This window comes from Thalassobacillus pellis, from assembly GCF_016908295.1.
Taxonomy (GTDB): Bacteria; Bacillota; Bacilli; order Bacillales; family Halobacillaceae; genus Thalassobacillus; species Thalassobacillus pellis.
On the sequence record NZ_JAFBDO010000002.1, the window covers coordinates 754,668 to 781,446 of the forward strand.

General features: G+C 41.4%; 31 protein-coding genes. 7 read left to right on the forward strand and 24 right to left on the reverse strand.

The features are described from left to right. Nucleotides 1-42: 42 nt before the first annotated feature. The gene (locus JOC33_RS09625) at nucleotides 43-1,314 is read left to right on the forward strand and encodes an Nramp family divalent metal transporter (RefSeq protein WP_205092268.1); all 1,272 of its coding nucleotides are present in this window, start codon (nucleotides 43-45) and stop codon (nucleotides 1,312-1,314) included. Between the two features lie 135 nt (nucleotides 1,315-1,449). On the opposite strand, the gene JOC33_RS09630 is transcribed toward JOC33_RS09625, so the two are convergent. The 3 genes from JOC33_RS09630 to JOC33_RS09640 all read right to left on the reverse strand — a co-directional run bounded on the left by JOC33_RS09630 (nucleotide 1,450) and on the right by JOC33_RS09640 (nucleotide 3,653). After that, the gene (locus JOC33_RS09630; RefSeq protein WP_205092269.1) at nucleotides 1,450-1,989 is read right to left on the reverse strand and encodes a GNAT family N-acetyltransferase; all 540 of its coding nucleotides are present in this window, start codon (nucleotides 1,987-1,989) and stop codon (nucleotides 1,450-1,452) included. 150 nt (nucleotides 1,990-2,139) lie between these two features. After that, on the reverse strand, nucleotides 2,140-2,694 hold the full coding sequence (locus JOC33_RS09635; protein WP_205092270.1) for a class I SAM-dependent methyltransferase: 555 nt from the start codon (nucleotides 2,692-2,694) through the stop codon (nucleotides 2,140-2,142). Nucleotides 2,695-2,771: 77 nt separating this feature from the next. Further along, on the reverse strand, nucleotides 2,772-3,653 hold the full coding sequence (locus tag JOC33_RS09640) for a helix-turn-helix domain-containing protein (RefSeq protein ID WP_205092492.1): 882 nt from the start codon (nucleotides 3,651-3,653) through the stop codon (nucleotides 2,772-2,774). Between the two features lie 110 nt (nucleotides 3,654-3,763). Between JOC33_RS09640 and JOC33_RS09645 the strand changes: the two genes are divergently transcribed. Beyond that, nucleotides 3,764-4,684 (forward strand): DMT family transporter, encoded by a 921-nt coding sequence (locus JOC33_RS09645; RefSeq protein ID WP_205092271.1) that lies wholly within the window; start codon nucleotides 3,764-3,766, stop codon nucleotides 4,682-4,684. Between the two features lie 121 nt (nucleotides 4,685-4,805). On the opposite strand, the gene JOC33_RS09650 is transcribed toward JOC33_RS09645, so the two are convergent. The 10 genes from JOC33_RS09650 to nikB all read right to left on the reverse strand — a co-directional run bounded on the left by JOC33_RS09650 (nucleotide 4,806) and on the right by nikB (nucleotide 14,731). After that, entirely contained in the window at nucleotides 4,806-5,309 is a 504-nt protein-coding gene (locus JOC33_RS09650; RefSeq protein ID WP_205092272.1) for a GNAT family N-acetyltransferase, read from the reverse strand. Nucleotides 5,310-5,454: 145 nt separating this feature from the next. Next, a complete protein-coding gene (locus JOC33_RS09655; protein WP_205092273.1) occupies nucleotides 5,455-5,955 on the reverse strand; it encodes an AAA family ATPase in 501 nt (166 codons plus the stop codon). 461 nt (nucleotides 5,956-6,416) lie between these two features. After that, nucleotides 6,417-6,953: a chromate transporter gene (locus JOC33_RS09660; RefSeq protein WP_205092274.1), complete on the reverse strand. Its 537-nt coding sequence runs from the start codon at nucleotides 6,951-6,953 to the stop codon at nucleotides 6,417-6,419. After that, nucleotides 6,950-7,522 (reverse strand): chromate transporter, encoded by a 573-nt coding sequence (locus JOC33_RS09665; RefSeq protein ID WP_205092275.1) that lies wholly within the window; start codon nucleotides 7,520-7,522, stop codon nucleotides 6,950-6,952. The genes JOC33_RS09660 and JOC33_RS09665 overlap by 4 nt, the downstream gene beginning before the upstream one ends. Before the next feature lie 35 nt (nucleotides 7,523-7,557). Beyond that, nucleotides 7,558-9,171: a gamma-glutamyltransferase family protein gene (locus JOC33_RS09670; protein ID WP_205092276.1), complete on the reverse strand. Its 1,614-nt coding sequence runs from the start codon at nucleotides 9,169-9,171 to the stop codon at nucleotides 7,558-7,560. A gap of 171 nt (nucleotides 9,172-9,342) precedes the next feature. Continuing rightward, nucleotides 9,343-10,317 carry an ABC transporter ATP-binding protein gene (locus JOC33_RS09675; protein WP_205092277.1) on the reverse strand — a complete coding sequence of 325 codons (975 nt, stop codon included), beginning with the start codon at nucleotides 10,315-10,317 and terminating at the stop codon, nucleotides 9,343-9,345. Beyond that, on the reverse strand, nucleotides 10,289-11,290 hold the full coding sequence (locus JOC33_RS09680) for an ABC transporter ATP-binding protein (protein WP_205092278.1): 1,002 nt from the start codon (nucleotides 11,288-11,290) through the stop codon (nucleotides 10,289-10,291). Before JOC33_RS09680 ends, JOC33_RS09675 begins: the two co-directional genes overlap by 29 nt. An 8-nt stretch (nucleotides 11,291-11,298) precedes the next feature. After that, the gene (locus tag JOC33_RS09685; RefSeq protein WP_205092279.1) at nucleotides 11,299-12,852 is read right to left on the reverse strand and encodes a glutathione ABC transporter substrate-binding protein; all 1,554 of its coding nucleotides are present in this window, start codon (nucleotides 12,850-12,852) and stop codon (nucleotides 11,299-11,301) included. A gap of 9 nt (nucleotides 12,853-12,861) precedes the next feature. Next, nucleotides 12,862-13,770 (reverse strand): ABC transporter permease, encoded by a 909-nt coding sequence (locus JOC33_RS09690; RefSeq protein WP_239534073.1) that lies wholly within the window; start codon nucleotides 13,768-13,770, stop codon nucleotides 12,862-12,864. 19 nt (nucleotides 13,771-13,789) lie between these two features. After that, a complete protein-coding gene (gene nikB, locus JOC33_RS09695; protein ID WP_205092280.1) occupies nucleotides 13,790-14,731 on the reverse strand; it encodes a nickel ABC transporter permease in 942 nt (313 codons plus the stop codon). 314 nt (nucleotides 14,732-15,045) lie between these two features. On the opposite strand from nikB, the gene JOC33_RS09700 reads away from it, so the two are divergent. Then, nucleotides 15,046-15,510: an Lrp/AsnC family transcriptional regulator gene (locus JOC33_RS09700; RefSeq protein WP_205092281.1), complete on the forward strand. Its 465-nt coding sequence runs from the start codon at nucleotides 15,046-15,048 to the stop codon at nucleotides 15,508-15,510. Nucleotides 15,511-15,944: 434 nt separating this feature from the next. Here JOC33_RS09700 and JOC33_RS09705 read toward each other — a convergent pair whose 3' ends face one another. The 9 genes from JOC33_RS09705 to JOC33_RS09745 form a co-directional block, all read right to left on the reverse strand. Beyond that, nucleotides 15,945-17,102 carry an endo-1,4-beta-xylanase gene (locus JOC33_RS09705; RefSeq protein WP_205092282.1) on the reverse strand — a complete coding sequence of 386 codons (1,158 nt, stop codon included), beginning with the start codon at nucleotides 17,100-17,102 and terminating at the stop codon, nucleotides 15,945-15,947. A 341-nt stretch (nucleotides 17,103-17,443) separates the two neighbouring features. Then, the gene (locus JOC33_RS09710) at nucleotides 17,444-17,779 is read right to left on the reverse strand and encodes a hypothetical protein (protein WP_205092283.1); all 336 of its coding nucleotides are present in this window, start codon (nucleotides 17,777-17,779) and stop codon (nucleotides 17,444-17,446) included. A gap of 384 nt (nucleotides 17,780-18,163) precedes the next feature. Next, nucleotides 18,164-18,688, reverse strand: coding sequence for an AAA family ATPase (locus JOC33_RS09715; RefSeq protein ID WP_205092284.1), 525 nt, complete (start codon nucleotides 18,686-18,688; stop codon nucleotides 18,164-18,166). Between the two features lie 28 nt (nucleotides 18,689-18,716). Then, complete coding sequence (locus JOC33_RS09720) at nucleotides 18,717-19,124, reverse strand: NUDIX hydrolase (RefSeq protein ID WP_205092285.1); 408 nt, start codon at nucleotides 19,122-19,124, stop codon at nucleotides 18,717-18,719. Between the two features lie 32 nt (nucleotides 19,125-19,156). Continuing rightward, nucleotides 19,157-19,519 carry a nuclear transport factor 2 family protein gene (locus JOC33_RS09725; protein ID WP_205092286.1) on the reverse strand — a complete coding sequence of 121 codons (363 nt, stop codon included), beginning with the start codon at nucleotides 19,517-19,519 and terminating at the stop codon, nucleotides 19,157-19,159. A gap of 30 nt (nucleotides 19,520-19,549) precedes the next feature. Beyond that, entirely contained in the window at nucleotides 19,550-20,005 is a 456-nt protein-coding gene (locus tag JOC33_RS09730; protein WP_205092494.1) for a GNAT family N-acetyltransferase, read from the reverse strand. Between the two features lie 31 nt (nucleotides 20,006-20,036). Further along, entirely contained in the window at nucleotides 20,037-20,222 is a 186-nt protein-coding gene (locus JOC33_RS09735) for a hypothetical protein (RefSeq protein ID WP_205092287.1), read from the reverse strand. A gap of 502 nt (nucleotides 20,223-20,724) precedes the next feature. Then, nucleotides 20,725-21,924 carry an MFS transporter gene (locus JOC33_RS09740; protein ID WP_205092288.1) on the reverse strand — a complete coding sequence of 400 codons (1,200 nt, stop codon included), beginning with the start codon at nucleotides 21,922-21,924 and terminating at the stop codon, nucleotides 20,725-20,727. A gap of 4 nt (nucleotides 21,925-21,928) precedes the next feature. Next, nucleotides 21,929-22,354, reverse strand: a complete 426-nt coding sequence (locus JOC33_RS09745; RefSeq protein WP_239534075.1) for a MarR family winged helix-turn-helix transcriptional regulator — start codon at nucleotides 22,352-22,354, stop codon at nucleotides 21,929-21,931. Between the two features lie 440 nt (nucleotides 22,355-22,794). On the opposite strand from JOC33_RS09745, the gene JOC33_RS09750 reads away from it, so the two are divergent. The 3 genes from JOC33_RS09750 to JOC33_RS09760 all read left to right on the forward strand — a co-directional run bounded on the left by JOC33_RS09750 (nucleotide 22,795) and on the right by JOC33_RS09760 (nucleotide 24,848). Then, nucleotides 22,795-23,037 carry a hypothetical protein gene (locus JOC33_RS09750; protein ID WP_205092289.1) on the forward strand — a complete coding sequence of 81 codons (243 nt, stop codon included), beginning with the start codon at nucleotides 22,795-22,797 and terminating at the stop codon, nucleotides 23,035-23,037. A 150-nt stretch (nucleotides 23,038-23,187) separates the two neighbouring features. Further along, nucleotides 23,188-23,685 (forward strand): Lrp/AsnC family transcriptional regulator, encoded by a 498-nt coding sequence (locus tag JOC33_RS09755; protein ID WP_205092290.1) that lies wholly within the window; start codon nucleotides 23,188-23,190, stop codon nucleotides 23,683-23,685. Then, entirely contained in the window at nucleotides 23,682-24,848 is a 1,167-nt protein-coding gene (locus JOC33_RS09760; protein WP_205092291.1) for an aminotransferase, read from the forward strand. The genes JOC33_RS09755 and JOC33_RS09760 overlap by 4 nt, the downstream gene beginning before the upstream one ends. 168 nt (nucleotides 24,849-25,016) lie before the next feature. Here the strand turns inward: JOC33_RS09760 and JOC33_RS09765 are convergent, their stop codons facing one another. Together JOC33_RS09765 and JOC33_RS09770 are read right to left on the reverse strand one after the other, a co-directional pair. Continuing rightward, complete coding sequence (locus JOC33_RS09765) at nucleotides 25,017-25,442, reverse strand: RDD family protein (RefSeq protein WP_205092292.1); 426 nt, start codon at nucleotides 25,440-25,442, stop codon at nucleotides 25,017-25,019. Between the two features lie 385 nt (nucleotides 25,443-25,827). Next, on the reverse strand, nucleotides 25,828-26,256 hold the full coding sequence (locus JOC33_RS09770) for a 2'-5' RNA ligase family protein (protein ID WP_338054496.1): 429 nt from the start codon (nucleotides 26,254-26,256) through the stop codon (nucleotides 25,828-25,830). A 194-nt stretch (nucleotides 26,257-26,450) separates the two neighbouring features. Here JOC33_RS09770 and JOC33_RS09775 point away from each other — a divergent pair, with 194 nt between their 5' ends. Continuing rightward, the gene (locus JOC33_RS09775; protein WP_205092293.1) at nucleotides 26,451-26,762 is read left to right on the forward strand and encodes a hypothetical protein; all 312 of its coding nucleotides are present in this window, start codon (nucleotides 26,451-26,453) and stop codon (nucleotides 26,760-26,762) included. Nucleotides 26,763-26,779 lie beyond the last annotated feature (17 nt).

The window sequence follows — 26,779 nt, forward strand, 5'->3', positions numbered from 1 at the left end:
TTTACAGAAAAAGGTTCATTAGTAAAAGGAGGATGAGGAGATATGGAAGCCGAAAAGCTAGAACCTCATGAAAGTACAAACACACCACCGACTTCGTTCAAAGGAAAGCTGAAAACGGTCGGACCAGGTTTTGTGACAGCTGCAACCGGAGTGGGAACCGGTGATTTAATTGCCGCTTTAGTGGCAGGCGTTAGTTTTGGGACCACGCTGATTTGGGCGATTGTCGTCGGTGCAATTTTTAAATTCTTTTTTACAGAAGGTATGGGACGCTGGCAGCTTGCCACTGGCAAAACGATATTGGAAGGGTTTCACTCCCTTGGAAAATGGGCGACTGGATACTTCGGAGTCTATTCGGTTCTTTGGGGGTTAAGCTACGGGGCTGCCGCCATGTCGACTAGCGCTATTATGATGGTGACCATGGTGCCGATCATGCCTTTGTGGGCATGGGCGATCCTGCATGGACTTGCCGGAATGGCCCTCGTATTAACAGGCAGATACAAACTTTTTGAGCGAGTGATGACGGTGATGATCGGAATCATGTTCATTACTGTAGTGGGCTCAGCTATCCTTATATTGCCTGACATTGGAAACATTCTGAGCGGATTTGTTCCACGGACAGGAGACGGTTCTCTGTTACTGGTGATGGGTCTATTAGGTGGAGTCGGCGGTACGATTACGATGGCATCTTATGGTTACTGGATACGGGAAAACAAATGGGAAGGCAAGAAATGGGTACCGATGATGAAGCTCGATTCTGCCGTCGGCTACGTCATCACCTCCATATTTACAGTCTCCTTGCTGGTCATTGGAGCAGAATTTTTGTTTGGGACAGGGATAGAGATCAATGGAGAGGAAGGTTTAGTCACCCTTTCATCAATGTTCAGTGAAGAATTCGGTGAAGTGGCACGTTGGATGTTTCTGATCGGCGCCTGGTGTGCAGCGTTTTCTTCTTTATTAGGCGTATGGAACGGGGTTCCTTACCTTTTTGCCGATTTCATCCGCATCGTACGCAGTAAAGGGAAGCCGACAACGAAAGTTTCTGAAAAAGATCCTGCTTATCGTGCCTATCTCTTATGGCTTACATTCCCGCCCATGTTGCTTTTGTTTTTCGGTAAACCAGTATTGCTCGTAATTTTGTATGGAGCACTTGGAGCGCTCTTTATGCCTTTCTTAGCATTAGCCTTGTTATGGCTATTGAACTCGAAAAGGGTAGAAAAACCGCTTCAAAATGGGTGGATCGCAAACATCGTTCTGACATGCTGTGTGCTACTGTTCGGATATCTTGGGGTCATTAAATTAATCGATATGTTTTAACTTAAGGCGGAAGCGCCTTACTTACCCCCGAAATGCTTAAGCCGAGCCTCGCTGAGACAATAGTGTCCCAGCGGGGCTCGGCTTTTTTAAAAACTATTTGTTTAAAACTTTACTCTAAGAAGACGCTATCTTTCCTTAAGCCTTCAATATGGAGTACATCTTTAAATCCCTATGTTCTCCTTTAACATTCATTACTTTTCTATTTATCCCTTCAAAATCCATACCTAATTTTTTCATCACACGTTCTGAACCTTTGTTTTCTAAAAAACACCTCGCCTGTATACGAACTAAATCAAGATTTTCAAACCCAAAAGAGATGATCGCCCTTGCTGCTTCGGTAATTAAACCTTGCCCCCAGTATTCTTTAGACAGAACATACCCCAGTTCAGCGCTATTGTGTTTTGGCTGCCACCAAACAAAGTGGACAGTCCCAATAAATCTACCATTCTCTTTAAGCTCAATCCCCCAAGGAGCATCATATTTAGATAAAAATGTATTTATGAATCTAAAAGTATCAGACAAAGTAAAATGAGTATTCCACGTTACATTTTTCGTTACTTCTTCATCCGAAGCATATAAATACATATCTTTTGCATCATCTAACGTTATTTTTCTCAGGATGAGACGCTCTGTCTCTATTTTAGGTATATCCTCATATTTCTCTAGTATGTTCATATAACTACCCCGCTTTTTTACATTTTTGCGGCACAAAAATTAGCATATCTCACAAGTATTTTTTCAATAATGCTGGATGGTGAGCTTGTTTAATCAAACTTTTTCTCGTTGTTAAATCATTATGATTGGTTTGTGCCAATAGTTTAATAGTCAACGTTTCACAGCATCGATAATCAGTGATGGAAAAGCTAACTCTTCCCCCTGGTTTCTTGGGTCAAATTTTTTCGAACGAAAGATTACTCCATCATTTCCATCCCAGTCATTTGTATAAAATTGGCCTTCCTCATCACAATATTCTAGTAGTTTAACTTCAAACCCAACCATCTCAAACATTTTCGAAATAGAATTATAATTATGTACAATTTTATGGCTTGCTGCCGGATGATCATCTGGACCTGGCCCTCCAATTTGTACGATTTCCTGATATTTTTCATCTGGGAAGTATCCATCTGGAACCGCACAACGCACATATCCACCTTTTCGTAGATACTTAAAACATATCCGTGCAGCCTTTACACCCTCTGAAAATGTCAGATGCTCCCAGACGTGTTCTGCTAATATTGCTTCAATTGTACCCACCTTAAAATTAGCTTCCCAGGTAGCCGCATCAAGTAAATTCACTTCGTCTTCCTGGGTATGAATCCAACCTGGATTATTATTATGTTCTCCTGCTCCGATCACAAGCTTAATCTTTTGTTCTTGCATTTATACCGAACTCCTTAAGTCAGTTTTTAATGACTCGTGATTGCACCTGGTTAGCTTCTCTCCTTTATCAACGCCCGTTAAGCTTTCGTAAACTCCTTTTTGTAAGCTAGTGGGGTCATATGCATTCTGTTTCGAAACTTGCTAATGAAATAACTTGTACTATTAAACCCGACTGCATACCCAACTTCGGTCATGTTAGAATCAGGTTGCTGTATAAGGACTAAACTTTGCTGGATCCGATATTCTGTAACGTAAGTTATTGGTGTTTTCCTTAACATTGTTTTGAAATACCTGCAGCATTCAGCTCGACTTAATTGTCCGGCTCTTGCAATTTCGTCTAACATGATATTATCTCTGTAGTGCTGATGTATATAATTTAACATTTCCTTCATCCGACTCTGTTTTACTGCCTGTACTTCGTCATACTCTAATGGCAGTCCATTGATAATAAGTTCTTTCCACATTTGGTTTATCAGCATAAACGTATCAAGTTCAAAGTGTGGGGCTTCTTCTTGAATTAACATCTGAACCTTAAGAATAGAATCTATTATGATATTCTCCCAGGAATTTTTCCTTCCAATAAATAGATAAGGCAAATTCGTGGCATCAATATATGGATAGACATACCTGGGATAAAGTTCATGTGGCAGTACATAATGGGGGGAAACATTTAAGCAAATATAGTCACAGCCTGACTGGAGGTTTTCTTCAGCCATGTGCAGCCTCCCACTATTTATGAACAGACCCTCTCCCTCTCTTATTAGAATTTTTTCTTCATTAATCTGAAAAATTCCTTCTCCTCTTGTCACAAGCACAAACTGTACTTCCTCATGCCAATGAAGGGGTATATAACCATTTACATTTTTGGAAATTGTCGTTTCATAACAGGCGATCGGTAACTCTATGGTACGGTGTTTTGTCAGTTCTTTTAACTCCTTATCTAACTTAAAGTCTTTTATCTGCAAATGAACACCTCAATATAGTGATATTTTTTCATCCGATATATGTATTTTCATCTATAATATCTAACTATTATAACACTATAGTTTTATTATTGAGGTGACAGGAAATGCTACGAAGTCATAAAAGAAGCAGAGGGTTAGTTCTCGTTATAACAGGAGCTATTTTTTGGGGGATAGGAGGGACCGTATCACAAAAACTTTTCCAGGAGTATGCTATCGATGTCAATTGGCTGGTAACCGTTCGCTTGCTCTTAGCCGGCGTCTTACTATTGGCAATCCAATTTTTCAGACAAGAAAACTTTCGCATTATCAGGATCTGGAAGAATAAGCACACAGCTAAGCAGATGGTCATTTTTGGACTATTTGGAATGCTGGCAGTGCAGTATACCTACATGGCTTCCATTAATTTTGGGAATGCCGCGGTTGCTACCCTTTTGCAATATCTCGCTCCTCTTATGATCATCGTTTACTTGCTTTTTCGTAAACAGACTACTTTTGAAAAACAGGATGGGATGACTGTTACTCTTGCTTTACTAGGTACCTTTTTATTACTTACCAATGGCTCCATTTCAGAATTATCAGTGCCTGGTATCTCAATCTTTTGGGGCATACTATCAGGGGCAGCTCTTGCCTTTTACACCTTATATGCCATTCCTTTACTCAGAGAATTTGATTCCCTGATTGTTGTTGGATGGGCAATGGTGATTGGAGGAATTTTCTTAGGGTTTATACATCCCCCCTGGCAAGCGGAATTTTCAACTTTTACAGCCGAAATTTATATTTACCTCATTTTTGTCGTCCTATTTGGGACGATGCTTGCGTTCTGGTTTTACATTGAGAGCCTCCAATATCTATTACCTAAAGAGACAAGTCTAATTGGCAACTTGGAACCCCTTTCTGCAGTATTAACGATGGTTATCTGGTTAAAGGAACCATTTGGATTATTTCAATGGTTGGGCATGGCTTGTATCATCGGTATGACGCTATTACTAGCCTTTAACAAAAAAGCGGCACCTGCAGAGGACTAGAGGTGTAACTCCCTCTTAGCCTGCACTTACTGTAAAAAATCATAGAAATACAAAAAAGAGGCAAAGGCTGCCTCTTTTTTATTTAACTCTCAAACTACCTTCCCACGTACACTTAACAACTTTAATTAATGCCTACTTTGTTACTTCTTCTTTCTACCAAGTTAACGTCACGCCATATCCCATCCATTTTACCAATACGCTCTCGAAGACCAACTTCACGAAAGCCAAATTTATGATGTAATTTAAGACTTGATGTATTTTCAGGGAAAATCCCAGCTTGTAATGTCCAAATTCCGTTCTGTTCACTAATTTTAATTAAAGATTTTAGTAGTGAACTGCCAATTCCTTTTCCTAGACTACACTGGCTAACGTAAACACTTACTTCTGCAACACCTGCATAAACACAGCGATTTGAGATGGGGCTTAAAGCAGCCCATCCTAAAACTTTGCCTTCTGAACGAGCAACAATTCTAGATTCTATTATATGGCCGTTATCCCACGTTTCCCAAGAAGGGGCATCTTTTTCAAAGGTTGCATTTCCACTAGCAATTCCTTCAAGGTAGATTTTCCGAACTTCATCCCAGTCATCGGGGAGCATTTTATCAATATCTATCGTTCTATCCATTCGAACACCAGCTTTACTGTTATTTACTATTTATTTCTAGATAGAAACCCTGCTTCCTGTTAATATCTTATATTGTTCTGTCATCCTTCGCATAATAAAAACCGAACTTATAGAATTCATGAGCCCGATAAGCTAGATGTATCCATTATTGTTTATGTTTTTCGATTTGACGGATAATCTCATCGGCGACGCGCTCAATCGGTGCGGTAGCGTCGATTATAATGCCATTTTTCGGAATGTCCTCTTTGGTTCGGTGCAATCGTGCAATGAATTCCCGTTCCATTTTCTTTCCGCCCCACTCATCTTCTGGTCGCTTGTCTAGCCGCCGGTTCAATGTGTCAAGGTCTACCTCGAGTATAAACACGCCGTCAAATAGATCTATAAATTTCGAAAAATTCCTGGAACCTCCACAGAAAAATGTTACTGTCTCATCATGACTGGCGACCAAGGCTTTCACTTTGTCGACATGCCAAATGTGATGTTCGTGCATGACGCCATCCGTACGTTCACCAGTTTCCGGATCGCCTTGATAAGCTAATTCGCGGTCACCATTAATGGCATGGTAACCGCGCTGCTGTAATTCTTTACAGACAGAAGTTTTGCCGGTGCCGGAAACGCCTTCAATCAGATAATTCTTAATCCCCATAGCTGAGTTTCTCCTTTCCATTCGATGAGCACGATAGATTGATATAGCAGTCCCAAGTGCGTCTTACAAATAACCTTCTAATTTACTGTACATTTCGTATACCCTTTGACCTGCACCTTGGATAAATAACACTCTCTTTTTCATCTAATGTACCTCCTTATGTTATCTTCATTCAACGTACAGAGTGAGATACTCTACTATTGAACCTAGGACATAGTCTTCCTTTCAAATTCTTCACTTTAAGTTCCTCCTACTTACTCTACTTTAAGAATTCAAGGTTAATTGTCTAAGTCCTTTATGTATTTATACTCAAAACGATCTGTAAATGATTAGAAAAAAACAAAAAACCACAAACGTAAATGTTGACATTTACGTTTGTGGGATTTCAGTTTAACCTTACATCGACATCTTTTACCGCTGGTTCTAAAGGAATTTGGTCTCAGGAATTAATAAATGATGCATCAAATATTTCCCATGAAAACCGCGCCATAAATAAGTGATCCCAAAATAACAAAAGCCGGATGTATCTTCATTTTTTCAAGGAAAATAAAACTAGCCACAATTAAAAAGCCTGTCTGTAACAACCCGATAGCCTCATAGGAAGTACTGAAAAATTGAAAAGCCATAATTCCAAGCAGTACAGCAATTGCAGGACGAATCAAATTAGTCATTGTTTTGACTCGTGGGGAGTTTTTAAATTTAGCTAGAAGACTCAACAATAAAATCATCAATATTAAGGATGGAGCAACAGTTGCGAAGACACCTGTGACAGCTCCCCAAACCCCCGCTTGCTGGTAACCAATGAAGCCTGCCATTTTTGTTGCGATCGGTCCAGGCAAGGCATTCGCCATTGCTAACATTTCACTGAATTCCGGGACGTTCATCCAGCCAAATCGATCGACCACTTCATTTTCTACCAGTGGGATGGACGCGGGTCCGCCCCCGTACCCTACGATGCCTGGAATGAAAAAGGCTACAAATATATCCCACAGTTTCATGATGATTGCTCCTGTCTATTGAGGGTCATATCTTTCTTTTTCTTTGGGCGCAGCAGGGCGTACAGAAGCAAAGCGAAAATAATAATGCCAGGGTGAATTCCCGCCCATACAATTAACGCTAAGGAACCTGACCCTAAAAGAATGGAAACGGTCCATCCCATGCTCACCTTTGCTTTGTTGAAAAAGTCATACGTAAGTTTTGCCAGCATCACACCAACAACTGGGATAACAGCATTAGTCATACCAGCCACCCAGGGCTGATTTCGAAAGCTGTTGAGTGAAGTTATTAATACAATCATGATAACTATTGTTGGAAGGATGGTTGCGATGACAGCATTTAACATGCCAAAAATGCCGGATACCCGGTATCCGATATAGCCCGCCATTTTTGTTGCGATCGGTCCCGGAAGCGAGTTCCCAAGTGCAAGTACATCTCCAAAGTCATCATCAGTCAACCACTTGTATTTTTCCACCACCTCTTTGTGGACAAGAGGAATGGAAGAAGGTCCTCCACCATAACCAAGCATTCCGACGCGAAAAAAGGCTATAAAGAGATTCCATTGCTTCATTCCCTCATCTCCTTTCTCAAATATCTCTTTATAACCTAGTAAGCGGCAATTGTTCCATCTGTTCGAGACTCTGTCCCCCCATACAAAATACCCGTCTGAGAATCACGCCAGATAATTTGACCTCTTCCAAATGCTCCTGTCTCTAACTGAACTTCAATAGTATGTCCTTTTCTTGCCAAAGCTTCAGCCACATGATTAGGGAAATTGGGTTCTACCCAGACAGTACGTTCTTTCATCCATTGCCACCTTGGAGAATCCAGTGCAGCCTGTGGATTCAAGTGAAAGTCAATCGTGTTCATGGCAACTTGAACATGACCTTGAGGCTGCATAAATCCGCCCATGACCCCAAATGGTCCGACCGGGTCGCTACCTTTTGTCAGGAATCCAGGGATGATCGTATGGTAGGATTTTTTGTTTCCATGTAACGAATTTGCATGGTCAGGGTCCAATGAAAAATTATGGCCTCGATTTTGCAAAGCAATCCCAGTTCCTGGTACAACCAATCCTGAACCGAAACCCATGTAGTTGCTTTGAATAAATGACACCATATTCCCCTCATTATCAGCTGCAGCGAGATAAACGGTTCCACCTTTAGGAGGTGTTCCGGATTCAGGTAAACGTGCTGTGTCGCCTATTAAGCCTCTTCTTTCTTCTGCATAGCTTTCGTTAAGCAAAGCCTTCGTGCTTACATCCATAAACGATTCGTCTGCAATATACTTTTCTCCGTCAGCAAATGCCAGCTTCATTGCCTCGATTTGTTTATGATACGTCTCAACGGATTCTTTTTCACTAATATCAAAGCCTTTTAGAATGTTAAGAGCAGATAAAGCTACTATACCTTGTCCGTTCGGAGGAATTTCCCAAACCTGATAACCTTTGTAATCGACAGAAATCGGATCTACCCATTTCGGCTCGTAGTTGGCCAGATCTTCTTTCGTTATGTACCCACCATACTGCTTAGAGAATTGATCAATCTCCTCTGCCAACTCTCCTTGATAAAAGGCTTCTCCTTTGGTCTCTGCAATCTTTCTCAGGGTAGCAGCGTGTCCCTTTGATTTCCAGATCTCTCCGATTTGAGGTGCCTTGCCATTAGGCGCGAAGGTATGAAACCAATGAGAAAATTCTTCGCCCTCAAGCGTATTTTTGAATTTTTCAGCGGCCATCGACCAAAATTTACCGAGTACAGGTGAGACAGGATAGCCTTCTTCTGCGTATTGGATCGCAGGAGCTAGAACTTCTTCAAATGGAAGTTTGCCAAACCGGTCGGATAACTCCACCCACGCTCCTGGTGCCCCTGGTACTGTGACAGGAACGAAACCGTATTTAGGTATTTCATCATAACCACGACTCTTTAATTTATCAATAGAAATCGATGCTGGGGCATGTCCGCTTCCGTTCAAACCGTAAAGTTTATCTTTCACCCAAACGAGCGCAAAAGCATCACTTCCAATGCCATTTGATGTCGGTTCTACCACAGTTAAAGCAGCCGCAGCAGCAATGGCCGCATCTATGGCATTTCCTCCTTTTTGCAGCATAGTCAGTCCGGCCTGAGCGGCTAGAGGTTGAGAGGTTGCAACCATGCCGTTTTTGGCGATCGTCGTATGTCTGGGTGTTTTGTATGGATTATAGAGATTATCAAAGTGCTTCATTGATATGCTCCTTTCGTATCAAATTCATTCTATTTAAGTCCCTTTGGTATACTAGCTCCTATGCTTACACCTTCCATATATTCCATTGATTACCTTAATGAAGGAAGGCGTTTTATTTAGCTAGTTGGCAAGAGCTCCTTGGTGTCCTACAAACGCTTGTAACTGGGTTAATCATACCTCATGACACGCTACAAAATGACCATTCTCTACTTGTCGCCATACAGGTTTTTCCTCACGACAGCGTGTATGAGCAAGCGGGCAGCGTGTATGAAAAGGACAACCACTCGGATAATTGGCGGCGTTAGGCAGTTCTCCTTTCAAATGAATGCGTTCCTTTTTACGTCCTACCACAGGTCTAGGAATGGCAGACAAGAGTGCTTGTGTATAAGGGTGGAGTGGGTTCGAAAACAATTGCTCAGCTGGAGCAAGCTCAGCAGTTGCGCCTAAATACATGACTAAGACGCGGTCTGATATATGTTTTACCACGCCAAGGTCATGGGATATAAATAAATAGGTAAGCTGATGAGATTGTTGAAGTTCTTTCAAGAGCTGAATGATTTGTGCTTGTACTGACACATCCAATGCTGATACGGCCTCATCACACACTATTAATGACGGATTCAAAGAAACTGCTCGAGCAATTCCTATTCGCTGTCTTTGGCCTCCACTGAATTCGTGCGGATAGCGTTCAGCGTGCTCTTCCTTTAATCCGACTTCAACGAGGAGTTCTTTCACTCTTTGTTTTCGTTCGGTTTTGCTTAAATTTGTATGAATAATAAAAGCTTCCTCCAGAGCATCTCCAATCCGCTGCCTAGGATTCAAAGAAGCGTATGGGTCCTGGAAAATCATTTGCATTTCTTTTTTATATTTTTTCAATTGGCGTTCAGACAAACCACCTATTTCTACTCCCCGGAATTTGATAGAGCCATCTGTCAGGCTCTCCAGGCCAAGAATGGTACGCCCAAATGTAGACTTCCCACAACCGGACTCTCCAACGATTCCTAATGTTTCTCCTTCCATTACATCTACAGAAACATTTTCAACTGCCTGAACGTTAGCAACAGTCCGTTTTAGAAAGCCGCTTTTAACTGGAAAATATTTCTTCACTTGATCGACTTCAAGAATAGGCTTTGTGTTTGGAATCATTTAACGGTACCTCCTCATGCAGCCAGCATTTCGATTGATGTTGATCTGTAATAGGAAAAGGAGGAGGGTCTTCCTTCCTGCATTTATCCATGGCATAGGGGCATCTTGGATGGAAACGACAGCCAGCAATCATCTCATTCAAGTTCGGTAGTGTGCCAGGAATTGCTTCCAGACTTTGATTTTCATCATCAACATTTGGAACCGAAGCAAGCAGACCCTTGGTGTACGGATGTTTAGGATTTTCAAAGATTTCTTCTACGTTACCTGTTTCCACGACATTCCCCGCATACATGACCATTACACGATCAGCGACTTCTGCAACAACACCCATATCATGGGTAACCATGATAACGCCCATCCCCATTTTTTCTTTTAAGTCATCGATTAAATCCAATATTTGTGCTTGGATTGTGACATCGAGTGCTGTCGTTGGCTCATCAGCAATTAATAAGGAGGGGTTACAAGCAAGGCTAATCGCAATCATAACCCGCTGTCTCATCCCACCGCTCAGCTCATGGGGATATTTTTTCAATGTTTTTTCTGGATTGGATAATCCGACTTGTGTAAGAAGTTCAATCGCGCGCTTTCTTTTTTCATTTTTTGCTAGATTTGTATGAAGGTTTAAGGGTTCCATAATTTGATAACCTACCGTGAAAACAGGGTTCAACGCTGTCATCGGCTCCTGAAAAATCATAGAAATATCATTGCCTCGATGCTTTCTCATCTCTTCTTCATTTTTCTTTGTTAATTCTTGACCTTGAAACGTAATGGATCCTTGCGATATTTCGCCATTATCAGGAAGCAATCGCATGATAGACAGGGTGGTGATACTTTTTCCACACCCCGATTCACCCACGATACATAATGTTTCTCCTTTATCCACGGAAAATGACACTCCCCGTACAGCCTGGATTTTCTCCTTGGCTGTACGGAAGGAAGTCACTAAGTTGTTGACGTTCAATAGTGTTTCCATAACTCAACCTACTCTCTGCTTACGTTGTAAAGGGACCATTGGCCAGTTGGATCAAGTTCCAATCCTTTGACTGATTTGTCATATGCTGCAGTGACAATACCGTGATGCATAGGAATCCAGACAGCATCATTAATGGCCATGATGTTTGCTTCATGCAGCTTCTGTTTACGAACTTCTTGGTCAACGGTCACACGGGATGCATCAACCAATTTGTCGAACTCAGGATTATCATAAGCCATCCGGTTAGAGGAACCAATGTTATCAGAGTGTAAATTTGGATAAAGCAACTCACTGCCATCAGCTGTACTGTTTGACCATCCAAGGAAAGTCATTTCAAAATTACCTTCTGCCGTTGTATCCAGGAACGTACCCCATTCCATCGTCTCGATGCTTACCTTAAACCCAGCTTCTGTCAGTTGAGCCTGTACGATTTCCGCCATCTTCATATAACTTTCACGGTTGGCTGCCAGCAATGTGATCTCTTGCCCTTCGAAACCATGTTCCTCAATCAATTGCTTCGCTTTTTCAGGGTCGTAGGAGTAGCCTTCTTCGGAAGCTGCTTCATCATATCCAAAAACTTTTGGCCCGATAATGCTATTGTTCTTTACCCCAAGACCATTTAATTGCTTCACGTAAGCTTCCCTATCAATCGCATACGATACAGCTTTACGGAAATTGATGTCATTGAATGGTTCTTTGTTCATATTGAAGCCTAAGTAGTAAACCGGCGTTCCTTCTTTCTTTTGAACCTCTACATTTTTCATCGATTTTATCCGTGGAAGTTGCGCGGAAGGAATGGCATCAATAAATTGAACTTCCCCAGTTTGAAGCATCGATACAGCCGTTGAATATTCTGGCACGACTTTCATGGTGACGCTCTCTAATTCAGGAGCACCTTTCCAGTAATCCTCGTTTTTCTTAAGGGAAACGTGATCCCCTTGCACCCATTCTTCAAAAACAAAAGGCCCGGTACCCACTGGGTTTTGGTTCAAATCACCAGCTTTATCCGCTTTAGGACTTACAATAGAAGCGTTGGTATGAGACAGTGCTGCAAGTAATGGACCATAGGGTTCTTTTGTTTTAATGACGACCGTATATTCATCTTTTACTTCAATCGATTCGACTGGTTCCAGCAGCGAAGCACGGGGAGCAGCTCGTTCTTCATCCATAAACTGTTCAAACGTATATTTCACTGCTTCAGCGTTAAAAGGAGTTCCATCATGAAACGTAATATCTTCTTTTAACTTAATAACCCATGTACGGTCATCAGGGTTTTCATATGACTCAGCTAAATGAGGCTTTATTTCCATCGTATTTGGGTCACGAATGAAAAGCGTTTCATAGATTTGTTCAATCACGGCAGAGGAAACAGAATCATTGGTATCAATCGGGGACAGTCCGACTGCATCAGAGGTAGTCGCATAAGTCAGTTCCTGCGGAGCATTGGAATCATTTCCACCACTATTAGAATTGCCACTTGATTCACTGCTGCAACCTGCTAAAGCAACCAAAATCAATACGAACAATGAAATTCCGAGCAAGCGATATTTTTTCAATGTCATTCCTCCTAATTAATAATCTAAATCCATATTGGGATCAAGCGCATCTCTCAAACCATCTCCCACTACGTTAAAAGCAAATACGACCAGCATAATGGCAATTCCAGGTACGATCGTAAGGTGAGGAGATGTGAACATATAAACTTGTCCAGCTGCAATCATGGCTCCCCACTCCGCTGTAGGTGGCTGTGCACCTAAACCTAAGAAACTCAGGGCAGCTGTCGAAAGGATAGCCGTAGCCATACGCATCGTAGCAAAAACAATAATTGGTGCGGTGCAATTCGGAAGGATGTGTTTGACAAGTATCCTGAAGTTGCTCGCACCGAGTGACTTCATCGCCATTATGTACTCTTGTTTTTTAATCGATAGAACGCTCCCCCGCACGATTCTTGCACATGTTGGAATTGACCAGATACTGATTGCAATAACGACATTGACCAAACTTGTCCCTAACATTGCAATAATCAGCATAGCGAGTAAGATTCCGGGAAAAGCAAAAAGTAAATCGACTAACCTCATAATGATTCCATCGAGCTTTTTAAAATACCCGGAGATTAATCCAAGCGTAATGCCGCCGATGAGACCCAAACTTACAGAGCCAATCCCTACCAGCAAGGAGATGCGTGCTCCGAACACCAGTCGCGACCAAACATCTCGGCCGTAATTATCAGTTCCTAACCAGTGGCCTTCCGCTCCTATCCCAAGTTCAGCATTTGTTAAATCTTGCTTTATCGGATCATAGGGTGCAAATAAAGGTGCGAATACAGCAAGAATAATTTGAACAAAAATAATAATTAAACCAAACAAAGCTAACTTATTTTTTACCAATCGCTTCATCGTTTTGACCGCTATCTTTTCTTTTTTACTTTGCTTCTTTTGTGTAACGACTTGTTGACGCGCTAAATTACTTGAACCTGCCAAAGTATTCCCTCCCTTCTCTTTAGTCGTAACTGATTCTCGGATCTATAAAAGCGTAAATAATATCTACTAACAAATTGACTACCACAAACAGGGTGGCCACCAACAAGACAGTACCTTGTACGACGGGGAAATCCCTGGCAGCAATTGCATCAATCATCAGACGCCCTACACCATTAATAGCGAAGACCTGCTCCGTGATGATTGTGCCTCCTAGAAGAAAGCCAAAGTTTAACCCGATGACCGTAATGACAGGAATCATCGCGTTTCTTAGCGCATGGATCCATACCACAGCATTTCTCTTTACTCCTTTTGCTTTTGCTGTTCTGATGTAGTCCGCTCGTATGACTTCCAGCATCGCCGACCGGCTCATCCTTGCAATCATCGCAGCTGATGCTGTTCCAAGCGTAATTGCCGGGAGTATTAATTGTTTCATCCCTTCCATTGTCCAAAACGGAGCATTGAGCCCTCCGACAGGCAGCCATTGAAGCTGCACAGAAAAAATAAGTATCAGCATCGCACCTAGCCAGAAGTTCGGAATCGAAATGCCTGCAAGTGCAATCGTTGTACTGGAAACATCAAACCAGGAATTCTGTTTGATCGCTGATATGATTCCAGCAGGTACGCCGATTAATATAGCTACCACCATGCTTGCTATGGCCAGATTTAACGTCTGGGGAAAACGAATTGCAATGGCTTCTGATACAGATTGATTATTTTGGAAAGAGTAACCAAGATCTCCTTGGACTACTCCTCGTATGTAATCAAAGTATTGGATCAGTACCGGATCATTCAATCCTAATTCAGCCCTTATCGCCGCTAAGTCTGATTCTGTTGCTGTTGGTCCACCTATGATTGTAGCTGGGTCACCAGGAGCCAAGTGCATACTCATAAACACAAGAAATGATATTCCAAACAAAAGCAATACCAACTGCAATAGCCTGTTAACAATTAAACCAACCATTTCTTCCCTCCTTAACAAAAGAAAACACTTCATCATGTTTTCTCGAAATTTTAAGTCGAAAACACAACTATCTCCCAAGAATAAATTTCGAAAGTTAACCATAATCAACTTTTTAATTAACAAAAGATATTGTGTTGCAGATAATTATATTGTACAATTCAGAAAATTAAAACCCTTAAGTGACAAAAAGTTCAAATTTTCTTTCTTTTCTATCAATAATGCTGTCGTTGTTTGATTAACGGAATGTAATAGTGATAAAATTTTGAAAAGCATCATCTAAAATTATAGTAGGTAGAAAGTCGGGTGGCTTAATTATGAAAGATCCTTTAACAAAAATTGATGATTTAGATAAAAAAATATTGGAATTACTAATCGATGATGGAAGATTATCCTATACGGATATTGGAAAACAGCTAGATCTTTCGAGGGTGGCGGTACGCGCAAGAGTGAATCAGTTGATCGAATGTGGGGTAATTGAAAAATTTACGGCAGTTGTCAACAGTGAAAAAGTAGGAAAGCAGGTTTCCGCATTTTTTGAAGTCGACTGTGAACCGAGATCGCTGGTAGAAGTAGCAGAAAACCTTGCAAACAATCCATACGTCGCAAGCTGCTATCAAATGACTGGGCCTAGTACTCTCCACATGCATGTTTTAGTCAAAGATTTTAAAGAGCTGGAATCCTTTATCAATAATGAACTATACGCGCTGGAGGGGATTACGAGGGTAGAAAGTCACACCTTGTTACGAAGATTCAAGAGCAGAAGTGGATTAAAGTTATAAAAGAAGATACTAGGCGAATTGAGTGCAAGAGAATCAATCAAGAATTATGACAAATGAGGAAATGAATCTATGACAAAAATCAGATTCAAAGAAAAGCCGAACAAACTGTACCCTTTACAATTTTGTTCGGCTCTTTTTATTCAGCAATCAGCATCATAACCGCATCCTTCGCTCTATACGGGCATGGATGTTTATCCCTCAAACTTAGACAACATATTAGCAATGCTTTCCCGTAAAACCCTTATCTATCTTATTCCAAAAAGAAAAAGCTAAAGACCACATGGTGATCTTTAACTTTTTTCTTTCTAATATTTTTAAAACAGTATCTCCGATTTTCTCTCCATAATCATTTACCACCATCGATATATTACAGAAATTTTCTCATTAGGGAAGTTCTCCACTCCCTGGATATAGAGATTCCCACACACTATGATTTAGTCCATAATCTTCCAGTAAGCAGGTTTTACCTGGTAATCCGGATCAAATACAAACGGTGCATCTTTCCCTAATCCATCGTCACTATGTTCCGAAGCTCGATCATCTAACCACGTATGGTTGTCCGCAATCCCCCAAAACGTGACACTGCTGATCTGATCATCCAGCTCCTCGTACAACTCAAACAGCTGATCATAGCGCTCTCCTTGAGCCTGTAATACCTCATCCGGAATTTCTTCATATGTGTTATATTCTCCACTTGGCGGCCAGCCATAAATACTTACATCCAATTCAGTCACCTGGTTATCCAGCCCTAACTCTGAGAACATGTTAAATGATTGTCTCATATCTTCTATCGAAGGCCATCCGATCTGGATATGTGCCTGATGCCCTACGCCGTCAATAGGTACCCCTTCCGCTAACAAGTCCTGAACCAAATCATATAAGTAATCTCTTTTTGGCTGGACTTCTGTATTGTAATCATTAATGTAGAGCTTGGCATCTTCCCCTGCATATTTTCTTGCTGTTTCAAAGGCCGTTTTGATATAGTCCGTTCCTGTGATTTGATACCATTTCGATTCGCGAAGGCCGCGATCATTGGAGGCATAAGGATCAATGACTTCATTGACTACATCCCACGAATCGACTTCATCTCGATAACGTTTCACAATGGTTTTTATATGCTTCTCAAGCCGCTTCAATAATAATTTTTTGTTTTTCTCTTGCTGTTTTGGATCGGTTTCCTCAACCATCGGATTCCCTTTCCGATCTAAAAAGAACCATTCAGGGACCTGACTATGCCACACGAGCGTGTGAAAACGCAATTCCATATCATTTTCCTCCGCAAACTCGACGATTTTATCTGCTTTGGTAAAATCAAACTTCCCCTCTTCCGGCTGAATATTGATCGGCTTCATCACATTTTCGGCAACAATACTGCTGTAATGACGCTTTAAAATTTCCGCTTGGACTGGATCTTCTAGCTGATAAGGTTCTACAGCAGCTCCAATGTCAAAAGAATTTTCATACCTTTCCTCCATCGAAGGTACCTGCAAAGCTTCTACTGTGCCGTTCTCCTGGGCATGAACCTGCTGATTACCGAATGGCAGCAGCAATGACAACGCTAAACCGGAAGTGATTAACTTGGGAGACTTCATAGATTACCAAACTCCTTTTCATTTTTTTACTTTCAACTAGAAGTAAATCCAAAAAATGTAAGTGCTTACATTATAAATGTTGGATGTTTGTTAATCTATAGAACAAACAAAGTTTTTAAAAATAGCTATTATGGACTGAATACAAAGGAGTGCCTTCTGATAATTTTTGACTACCTTCCATAGAGATTCTTCTAAACTATTTACTACCAAATGACCGTTCAGGCGCAAACCTATACGAAAGCAGTATGTTGACTTTTCTATGAGGCCGTATCCATGTGATACATAAAAAGGGATTATTTTTCGCAAAGGTGGCAGTTAATATGTAAAAAAAGAGTAACCAGTTAATTTTGGTTACTCTTTATTAATTTTTCAAGCTGGGTCACCTTTTCCTGAAGATTATCGATTTCTGATTGCATCTTATCTTTCTCCTGATCAGATTTGAAATTATCTAATTGTGTTTGAAAGTCGTCAGCAATACTTTGATTTAAATCAATAATTCCTCCAATAGTTGCCAAAGCGTCACCTGCAGTACTCAATATGCTTCCTATTATAGCTAGTATAACTCCTGTATTGTTAGGTGGCTTATATTCAAAATCAACTGAATTAGTTTCCGGATTATTATTGATATAGTCAGCTGCAGGAGCTATAATGTCGATGATTCTTTGGTCTTTATTCATGAACTCCCCCCATAACTATTAAAAAAGCTCTTGATCTATATAGTTATCTCCAGGGTTACTCTACAATTAAACAGTAACCTGAACCGCTTTTTTTTCGTACACATTTTTATTATATTCATGAGAAATAAGGGTGTTCTTTATTTGGAGGGAAGTGGATACATCTATAGACAGCTGACTGACTTGGGTGTTTTTATTGCGTTATCGCAGAATGACGATTGCTCCTGAAACGGAGTTTTTACTATGCCCGTACAGGTAATTCCATTACAGCACAAATATACGCTCGGTATTGCCAAATAAGGAAGCCTGCCCCAAAGAATTGAGGTTTGGTCGGGAGTTGGAAATTCATAAAAGTGTATGTTGCAGGTTAGTTTGTTCATATATCTATTAATGTGAGATTCTGAATTGTTGAGAACGGCCGGCCAAATCGTTGGTAATTTCCAACGGTAGTTTACCAGTTGTATCATACAGATAGGGCTTATTGGCATTCATATTTTCCAATTTATTTAATAAAAATAAAGAACGCTCAATTAAATCGGTACTCCCTCTCTTCTGTAAACGGCTGACCAGAGTATCTCTTTCCGCTCGCAGGACTACATAATAGATGGATGCATCAAAGTTTTCCAGCTGCCGGCAAAACCAATCCAGTTCATCTTCTACCACATAATCGATGATTACATGAAGATCATTATTAATAAAATTCTTAACGATGGCGAGGAGATTTTCCCAGACAATCGTTAATTGCCCCTCCCATTCCGGTTGTTTTGTTCCAACAAACATGGAATGAATGAGATCGCCTTCTACTAGCACAACTTGCTCCATACCATTTGCCAGTTGCCTTGCAATTGTTGATTTTCCTACCCCGCACGGCCCGGATATAATGTAAATCGATGTGTCCTTATTTGCTTTCATGTATGAGAATCTCCCCCCCATAAACATATTAAAATTCGATCAAAAACGGGTGTAATGCTTCATTTAAACTATACTCTATTCTTTGCCTGAAATTTGTCCAGGTTACCATCTCATAAGCTTTTTCCAGTGGGAAATAACCAACCTCCAGAGCTTCCGACGTGATGGTCAATTCTCCTCCTACCGGTTTTGCCAAGAAGAGAGTATTACAAATTGAGGACTCCACATTTTGAAAAATACCGCAAAACTTCGTGATCTCCACATCTACACCGCACTCTTCTTTCGCTTCCCGGATAGCCGCTTCCCTCAACGACTCCCCTTCTTCAATCTGGCCACCGGGCATTTCCCAACCGCGTCTCGGCCCTTTAATTAATAGAATTTCATTTGCTTCATTTAGTATAATCGTAGCTGCAGACACGACATGTTTTGGTGGTGTCATCCTATATCTCCCTCTCTATTAACCATTTGTTTTTAAGATTTTTCTTCTGTAAGGGTCCCCTGATGGAATACCATCTGCCATCTTCCATCATTCCACTTCCATACCGAGCTTCGTAAGGAATATGTATTTTTACTCTGGATGAAAATTTTGAAAGTAGTTAGGGCAGTTGTAGGCGAAAGTATTTTTGCTTCGAAGTTACTCCAAACAATCCCAGGATCGTCTTCTTTTGGGAGACGGGTCAATATATTTTCCTTATCGTAGATCTTTCCATCACTGGCAAACTCCATAAAATCTTCTGCCAACATTTTGTTTAATTTTTCAACCGATTTGCGGACTTCTCCTTTAAGGAGCGATGTTTCCAGTACATATAAACGCTCCATAATCTGCTCTTCCATTGTATCTCCCCATTTCCTTGCTTATTTCTATTAAAGCTCTTTTGTCATAAACAAGCTGTTCGTGTCTTCTTTGTAATTGGAAAAAGGTGGACAGTATTTAAATCCAAATGTTTCATACATTCTTCTGGCAGGTGCGAAAGCTTCCATGGAACCCGTTTCTAAGCTTAATCTGTTATAGCCGCGTTCCCTGGCCGCTTCGATAATATGTAGAAGCATTCGTTTTCCTACTCCTTTTCTCAAATGTGCGAAGGAAGTTCGCATCGACTTGATTTCCCCATGCTCCTCATCGAGTTCCTTAAGGGCACCAAAGCCGGCTAAATCCTTATTTTCCCATGCACTCCAAAACGTTATCTCCGGGTTTTTTAACGCCTCCAAATCCAACGCATGCTTGCTTTCCGGTGGAGAATGCCTTCTCATACTCTTCAAATGCTCGTCAATTAAACAAGTCACTTCAGGACTTGATAAATCATCAATTTTTATTTCAATCGTCCCGTCCTCCCCACGGCTTCCAACAATTTCAGAATAGAAAATTTCCAACCAATGCCACTAAGATCATAATTACAATGCCTCCACAAATGAAATAACCGATCAGCCTTATTGGCAATGGAAGCCTTCCTTTACCTGGCCCAGGGTATCCTTCAAATTTCCGCTGATGTTCCATGGCATCATTGAATGGTGTTCCCTGATCATGATTATTAGTCAAATAACTCTCTCCTTTTGCAGGTCACTTCTTACAACTACGATATAGAATATAAAATGTTTCAGCAAGCTACTATAAACTTTTCCCCTGAACTTTTAGTAGTGTAAACACGCGTTTTTACTATTTTGACACGCGTGTTGCTCCTTTGTACACGCGAAGTTCTTGCGCTTATACGCGTAATGCCATGGTGAACACGCATATTGCCAAGGTAAACACGCGAATATGTTAGTCTGGCACGCGTTTTCTACAACCTGAACGAGCGTAAATTGGCATCCGGCGAGCGTAAAAGGAAGCAGTGCGATCGTATTCTGGCAGCGGAAGTGCATATTTATCTCTGGGCGAGCATATTCCGCGGTTGCGCGATCGTAAATACGGCATTGTGGCCTATCAAGCCGCCTTTAGTAATCATAATTCAATCAATTACTCACTACACGGCTCGCTTTATAAACAAAAAGCTGTCCGGAAAGACTATGTTCAGTCTCTTCGGACAGCCCTGTAAAAAGATTTAAGCGGTATAATTTTCAGCTGTATAATGTGGGTGTTTTGCCTGATGTAAGCTGAATATTGCTATTACTGCCAATACGATTACTGCGCTTATTATATATAGCTGCTGGTATCCTGCTTTTGCTGCGACAAGCCCCCAGATGACGGATCCGAGGGCAATACCGCTGTCATACAGCATGAAAAAGGTTGCGGTGGAATGACCGCTTCTTTTGATTGGTGCTGATTGGATGGCCATGGTCTGGAAGCTTGGAAGGAGCGTGCCGTAGCCTAGGCCGATGATGGCTGCGGAAACAAGCAGCATCCAGGCGGAGTTTGTAAAGCTGATGACCAAAAGCCCTATGGAAAATAGGAACAGGCAAGGCAGGATGACGAATTTCGGTCCTTTTGTGTCATAAGCTCTTCCTAAATAGGGACGGGAGAGCAGCATGGCAACAGCGAATACAAGAAAGAAATAACTCGCAGCCGCCGATAGTCCGATTGCGTTGGCATAGACAGATATAAAGGAAAGAATACTAGAATAGGATAAGGAAACGAGACTTGCAATCAGAGCGATCGGTAATGCTTTCAACTCTATCAAATCGCTCAGGGAGAGTTTGATTTTAACTGGCTCATCTAACGTATCTGCTGTTTTTGGCACTTGTACATTAAAAGCAGTCAGGGCACCCCCAACCATAAATATACTAATCACGATAAAAAGAATATGGAATGGTGCATATTGCAGAAGCAACAAGCCGATGAACGGTCCTACTACTACGGCGAGGTTCATGGCCATCGCAAAATAGCCGAGTCCTTCTCCTCGTCGGGAAGCCGGGATTACATCTGCTGCAATTGCCCCGCTTACGGTGGTGAACAATCCGAATGACAGTCCGTGGAATAGCCTTAAGCCTAAAAGTGGCAGGAATGATTCTATGAAAATGTACAAGAATGTGGTCGCTGTAAACACCGCAATGCTCACAATTAATGTTTTTCGCTTACCCATCAGGTCTATCAATTTCCCCGAAAATGGCCGGATGATAATCGCAGCCAGCAGCATGGCTGTAACCGTTAATCCTCCTTGCGCTTCTGTACCATTCATATCCTCGATGACAAATATCGGCAGTGTCGTCAATAATGTATAGAAAGCCAAAAAGACCGTAAATTGTGTCAACGAAATGCTGATGAAACTCCTGGTCCAAATCGGCTGTTTTTTATTTTTGCTCATTGGTTTATTCCTCTCCTTTTGGACCTATCTTTTTCAGTAAATGATAGAATTGTTTCAATTCCTCGCTGGACATTCCTTTTACCATATCCTGCTCGAATTCATATACGGCGCGATTTACTTCTTTAAATTTCTCATGCGCACTTTCTGTCAATTCGATGAGACGCTCCCGCCTGTCTTCTCCTTGTGTACGGATGACCCAGCCATTCTTTTCCATACGGGTAAGTGTGCGGGTGATGGTTGGTGCCTCCACATTCAAATATTTCCAAATATCTGTCTGTGTCATGGAGCCAAACTTCTCCAGACAAAAAATAATGGACCATTGGGAGTGGTACAACCCATGGTCACTCAGCTGATTGTTGAATTCTTTTGTAATCATACGGACTTGCTGATGCAGTAAATGGAACACGCTGTGTGTATCAAAATTTTGCAATACCTTCACCTCAATTATTTACCTAGGTAAATAAAATTCACTAGACCATCTTATCGTTTTTTACTGATTATGTAAACAGATAAGATTCTCTCCTCGTAAGCCTCCAGTGAAAAAGTCATTTATACTGTTAAAGCTGTTGTTGATTCTCAGGTGGTCGCTTGCCGGTGGATTCTTGCTGGGTGCATCGTCTCAACTAAATGGGTCAGAAGGAATCGCATAACAGATTGGATCTTCGCGTCGTCCTGTTCCCGCAGGCGTCAAGGTCTGTATGAACATTGGACTCCATATAGGCCGTTTATTTTAAAATCATACCTTTTCAAAACCTTCAAATTTTCAGTGCCTTCCTCTGAATTTACCATTTTTTCACATTCGATTCATGGGGCCTTTACAAACATTCGTTACCTTTAAGGTGAACCTTTATTAAGAGAGGAGCTTTTCTTATGTTGAAAAAATGGATGATTGCACTAGGAATGACTTCTGTACTGGCCCTTGCTGCATGCAGTGGCGGGGAAGATACAGAAACAAATGGCAACCAGACGGAAGAAACAGAAGAAAACACCGGTACGGAAGAAGGAACTGATAAGGCTCAGAAAGAAAAAGAGGATGACAAAGCGTCCAAGGAAGATACCGAAGAAGGTAAAGATGATACAAAAGAAGACGCAGCAGACGATACAAAAGAATAACAAGAAACACGAAAAAATCCCAGGGCTATCCGCTCTGGGATTTTTTTGCCTATTAATATTTTTAGAACTTTCGTAAAATTAGGGTTTATGTTACCAAGTAAATATTGATAGAATGGTTGATATGTATTAATAAAAAGTAGGTGTTGAAAAATGAACGAACTAGAAATCGAACTGTTAAAACTAATTGAAAGAAATGCGAACCTCGAAGCTGATAAGATTGCAAAACTTATGGGAAAAGATATAGAAGAAATCCGGGAACTGATCAAAGAGCTTGAGAAAAAGAAAGCGATCCTTGGCTATTCCACCCTCATCGACTGGGCAAAGGTGTTGGATAAAGAGGAAGTTACCGCTATGGTCGATGTAAAAGTGACACCTGCCCGAGGTGTCGGGTTTGATAAAGTGGCGGAGCGTATTTATCGTTTTCCAGAGGTGAAAGCCGTTTATTTAATGTCAGGTTCCTATGATTTGTCCGTGTCTATCAAAGGAAACACCATGACTGAGATCGGCCGCTTCATCTCGGAAAAACTGTCTACGCTGGAGTCCGTATTATCAACCACGACTCACTTCGTCCTGAAGCGATATAAGCATGATGGCATCATCCTCGAAGATAATGATGAAGAAGATAAACGAATTGTGGTATCGCCATGAACAAGGTGTCCTATATCTCCAGGAATGTAGCAGAATTAAAACCATCTGGCATCAGGCGATTCTTTGATTTAGCAGCCCAAATGGACGATGTGATTTCCCTAGGTGTCGGAGAGCCTGATTTCGTAACGCCGTGGAACTTTATCGAACAGAGCTTTCATGCCCTGGAACAGGGATACACATCTTACACAGAAAATGCCGGGATGATAGAGCTGCGTAAAGAGATAAGCTCTTACTTACAGAAAAGTTTTCGGTTAGACTATAGCCCGGACGATCAGGTGATCGTTTCTGTCGGGGCAAGTCAGGCAATTGATCTTGCTCTGAGAACCATCGTTGACCAGGGAGATGAAGTCATTGTGGCAGAGCCGAGTTTTGTTGCTTATGCCCCAGCTGTGAGGCTGGCAGGAGGAACGCCTGTTACGATTCAGACCCAGCCGGAATATGAATTTAAACTTCAGGCCCACCAAATTGAAGAAGCTATTACTCCAAGAACAAAAGCGATTATGCTTTGTAACCCGAACAACCCGACAGGCACCTTTTTATCGGGAGATGAATTAGCGCAGCTGGCAGCCGTGATTGAACGTCATGACCTGCTTGTCTTGTCAGATGAAATATACGCCGAGCTCACCTATGACGAGACTTACACCAGTTTTCCTTCTATCGACGGTATGAAGGAACGTACGATATTAATCAGCGGTTTTTCGAAGGCTTTTGCGATGACTGGATGGCGGCTCGGATACGCAGCAGGGCCTTCAGAAATCATTGCTGCCATGGTAAAAATACACCAGTATACGATGATGTGTGCCCCGACCATGGCCCAGCATGCCGCCTTAGAAGCATTGAAAAACGGGAAGCCGAGCGTCCAGGAAATGATTGAGAGCTATAAGCAAAGAAGAAATTTTATCGTTAGCAGCCTGAATGAATTGGGGCTTTACTGTCCAAACCCCGGTGGTGCATTCTATGCCTTCCCATCCATCAAGGCCACGGGCTTGACCTCTGCCGAATTTGCAGAACAGCTGCTACAGGAAGAACATGTCGCCGTGATTCCTGGCGATGTTTTCGGAGAGAGTGGAGAAGGCTATATCCGCTGCTCTTACGCCACTTCCTTAAAACAGCTGGATGAAGCAATGAACAGGATGAAGCGGTTTATGGAAAAAAGGGTATAAGAAACTAATGCGGAAGCGCCTTGCTCATCCGAGTTAAGCGTTAGCCAATCCTCCCCGTCACCGGGCTTTGTCAGAGAGGATCGGCTTAGACCTCGAGGGGACGCTGAATGGCTCACTGCAATGTCCGAAAAAAGGGAATTCCAAACGTTGGAATTCCCTTTTTTTGTATTAATTATTCTTTTCAGGGGGATCGTGGGTGACATAGGTGCCGGCAATAAAATCGTGTATGGCGCGTTTATCATCCCGGAGGCTGACCATAAATGCGCTGACAATCAGTCCGATTCCTAATGTGACAGCATAAACAATCGCTCCTACTACATCTCTTAATAACATCGTGCCAATCCCAAGCTTTCCCCCGTCTGTTCGTACGATTCGATTTCCAGTAATTTTTCGGCCAATGGTATATCCGTACCAGACGACAGGCAGCACAATACCGTAAACCAGCCCAATTAAATCGACACTATTGTAGGTCTCGTCTACGAATTCTCCAAATATGATCGTGGAGATACCCCCTATTACGAGCGAAATCAGGATCCCATCTATTAATCTGGCACCGAATCTATTCCAAAAACCTGCAGGGTTATGTACATCCATCTGAACCCTCCTCTTTTATGTTATGTATATAAATTTCAGTCATCATAATACCTATTCCTTACAAAAATGCCGTATGTGATATCTTTAACAAACACTTACAGAAAATCTCACTATCCGAAGTTGCTATCTATGAGTACTTTTTTGGTGCAATACTCGTCAGGATTGTTTCATTTTCCAGACCAATAGCCACAGCCGGTTGGATACCTCATTTCGTTATGCTTAACAGCCTCTTCATATAATTTCGTCGGCTCTTACCTCCATCTTTTTCTACTCAAACAGGATAAGTCTGTAAAGAAATATCTTTCAGCTTTTTGTATTTATTGTGTTCATCTTCCTGGTAAACCCTTATAAAATTCACTTCAAAAGTTGGATAAGGGCTCAATTTTTATTCAGCTGAATTTGCCATGTCTTTTAATTCTTGTTTTGTTAACCCATATGTTGTCTTACCTAACGTCATGTGAGGAACAAAATCATCCATTTCAAAATACTGTTTGATTAATGCCTTGGAAGGAGAAACGGATTTAACAAGTTTTTGATGCAGGTCATACAGCTCCTTTGAATGAGCACTTAAATAAACAATATCCTCTCCGAATAACTTTGGCTGGCTAATGGAAATTGTAAAAGCTTTGAAAGCATGACAGAGTTCTTCTATTTTAGGAAGCCATTGCTGATCAGAAGTCAGGCCTCCTTGTGCTTTCAATGTAATATGAGGTTCGACTACATCACCGATCCGATTATTTTTCCATTTCTGCTGGAATTCTATCACTCTCTGTTTATAAGGCTCAGGGGGGACAATTCCAATGAAATACTGCAAACAATCACCTCCATTTTCAGCTGGCAGCTAAGACTTTGACTGCGGTAATTTTCATACCACATACGATATCATAATTAATAACAGTCTATCCTTTTATCCAAGTGGCTTCCTAACCTCAATGAGTAATTGATAGAAAGCGCTCTATCAGCTATACTTCTATGTAATCATACATAATACGAGAAAAGGTGAAGCATATGAAAATACATTTAGTGCTATTTCTATCCTCTGTTAACGAACCGAACGTTCAGGAAGTTATGATGAAAACCGTTGAATCTCCTTTTCGGCCAGTTCAAGGTGATATCCTCGACGATCCAGGGTTTCATTCAAAATTCCATAATGGATACGAAGTCGCAAAAGTGACGATCAATTATGCGGCTGATGAATGCTGGGTTTCTTTATCACCATTGGCAATAGAAGTCCAGGAATGGAGAATAGAAACTTATATAAATAATTTGAGAGAACATGGATGGCGAATTGTTTCAAAGGAAGAACTGCAAGCGAACTAAGTTATGCAGTATGTGAT

Coding starts and splice junctions, on each gene's coding strand:
- JOC33_RS09675 (WP_205092277.1), bottom strand. CDS start 10,317: ATGATTCCAAACACAAAGCCTATTCTTGAAGTCGATCAAGTGAAGAAA.
- JOC33_RS09775 (WP_205092293.1), top strand. CDS start 26,451: ATGAAAATACATTTAGTGCTATTTCTATCCTCTGTTAACGAACCGAAC.
- JOC33_RS09765 (WP_205092292.1), bottom strand. CDS start 25,442: ATGGATGTACATAACCCTGCAGGTTTTTGGAATAGATTCGGTGCCAGA.
- JOC33_RS09630 (WP_205092269.1), bottom strand. CDS start 1,989: ATGAACATACTAGAGAAATATGAGGATATACCTAAAATAGAGACAGAG.
- JOC33_RS09670 (WP_205092276.1), bottom strand. CDS start 9,171: ATGAAGCACTTTGATAATCTCTATAATCCATACAAAACACCCAGACAT.
- JOC33_RS09650 (WP_205092272.1), bottom strand. CDS start 5,309: ATGGATAGAACGATAGATATTGATAAAATGCTCCCCGATGACTGGGAT.
- JOC33_RS09660 (WP_205092274.1), bottom strand. CDS start 6,953: ATGAAACTGTGGGATATATTTGTAGCCTTTTTCATTCCAGGCATCGTA.
- JOC33_RS09720 (WP_205092285.1), bottom strand. CDS start 19,124: ATGACACCACCAAAACATGTCGTGTCTGCAGCTACGATTATACTAAAT.
- JOC33_RS09710 (WP_205092283.1), bottom strand. CDS start 17,779: ATGAATAAAGACCAAAGAATCATCGACATTATAGCTCCTGCAGCTGAC.
- JOC33_RS09715 (WP_205092284.1), bottom strand. CDS start 18,688: ATGAAAGCAAATAAGGACACATCGATTTACATTATATCCGGGCCGTGC.
- JOC33_RS09705 (WP_205092282.1), bottom strand. CDS start 17,102: ATGAAGTCTCCCAAGTTAATCACTTCCGGTTTAGCGTTGTCATTGCTG.
- JOC33_RS09655 (WP_205092273.1), bottom strand. CDS start 5,955: ATGGGGATTAAGAATTATCTGATTGAAGGCGTTTCCGGCACCGGCAAA.
- JOC33_RS09680 (WP_205092278.1), bottom strand. CDS start 11,290: ATGGAAACACTATTGAACGTCAACAACTTAGTGACTTCCTTCCGTACA.
- JOC33_RS09635 (WP_205092270.1), bottom strand. CDS start 2,694: ATGCAAGAACAAAAGATTAAGCTTGTGATCGGAGCAGGAGAACATAAT.
- JOC33_RS09625 (WP_205092268.1), top strand. CDS start 43: ATGGAAGCCGAAAAGCTAGAACCTCATGAAAGTACAAACACACCACCG.
- nikB (WP_205092280.1), bottom strand. CDS start 14,731: ATGGTTGGTTTAATTGTTAACAGGCTATTGCAGTTGGTATTGCTTTTG.
- JOC33_RS09725 (WP_205092286.1), bottom strand. CDS start 19,519: ATGGAAGAGCAGATTATGGAGCGTTTATATGTACTGGAAACATCGCTC.
- JOC33_RS09665 (WP_205092275.1), bottom strand. CDS start 7,522: ATGAAGCAATGGAATCTCTTTATAGCCTTTTTTCGCGTCGGAATGCTT.
- JOC33_RS09645 (WP_205092271.1), top strand. CDS start 3,764: ATGCTACGAAGTCATAAAAGAAGCAGAGGGTTAGTTCTCGTTATAACA.
- JOC33_RS09700 (WP_205092281.1), top strand. CDS start 15,046: ATGAAAGATCCTTTAACAAAAATTGATGATTTAGATAAAAAAATATTG.
- JOC33_RS09685 (WP_205092279.1), bottom strand. CDS start 12,852: ATGACATTGAAAAAATATCGCTTGCTCGGAATTTCATTGTTCGTATTG.
- JOC33_RS09760 (WP_205092291.1), top strand. CDS start 23,682: ATGAACAAGGTGTCCTATATCTCCAGGAATGTAGCAGAATTAAAACCA.
- JOC33_RS09750 (WP_205092289.1), top strand. CDS start 22,795: ATGTTGAAAAAATGGATGATTGCACTAGGAATGACTTCTGTACTGGCC.
- JOC33_RS09755 (WP_205092290.1), top strand. CDS start 23,188: ATGAACGAACTAGAAATCGAACTGTTAAAACTAATTGAAAGAAATGCG.
- JOC33_RS09740 (WP_205092288.1), bottom strand. CDS start 21,924: ATGAGCAAAAATAAAAAACAGCCGATTTGGACCAGGAGTTTCATCAGC.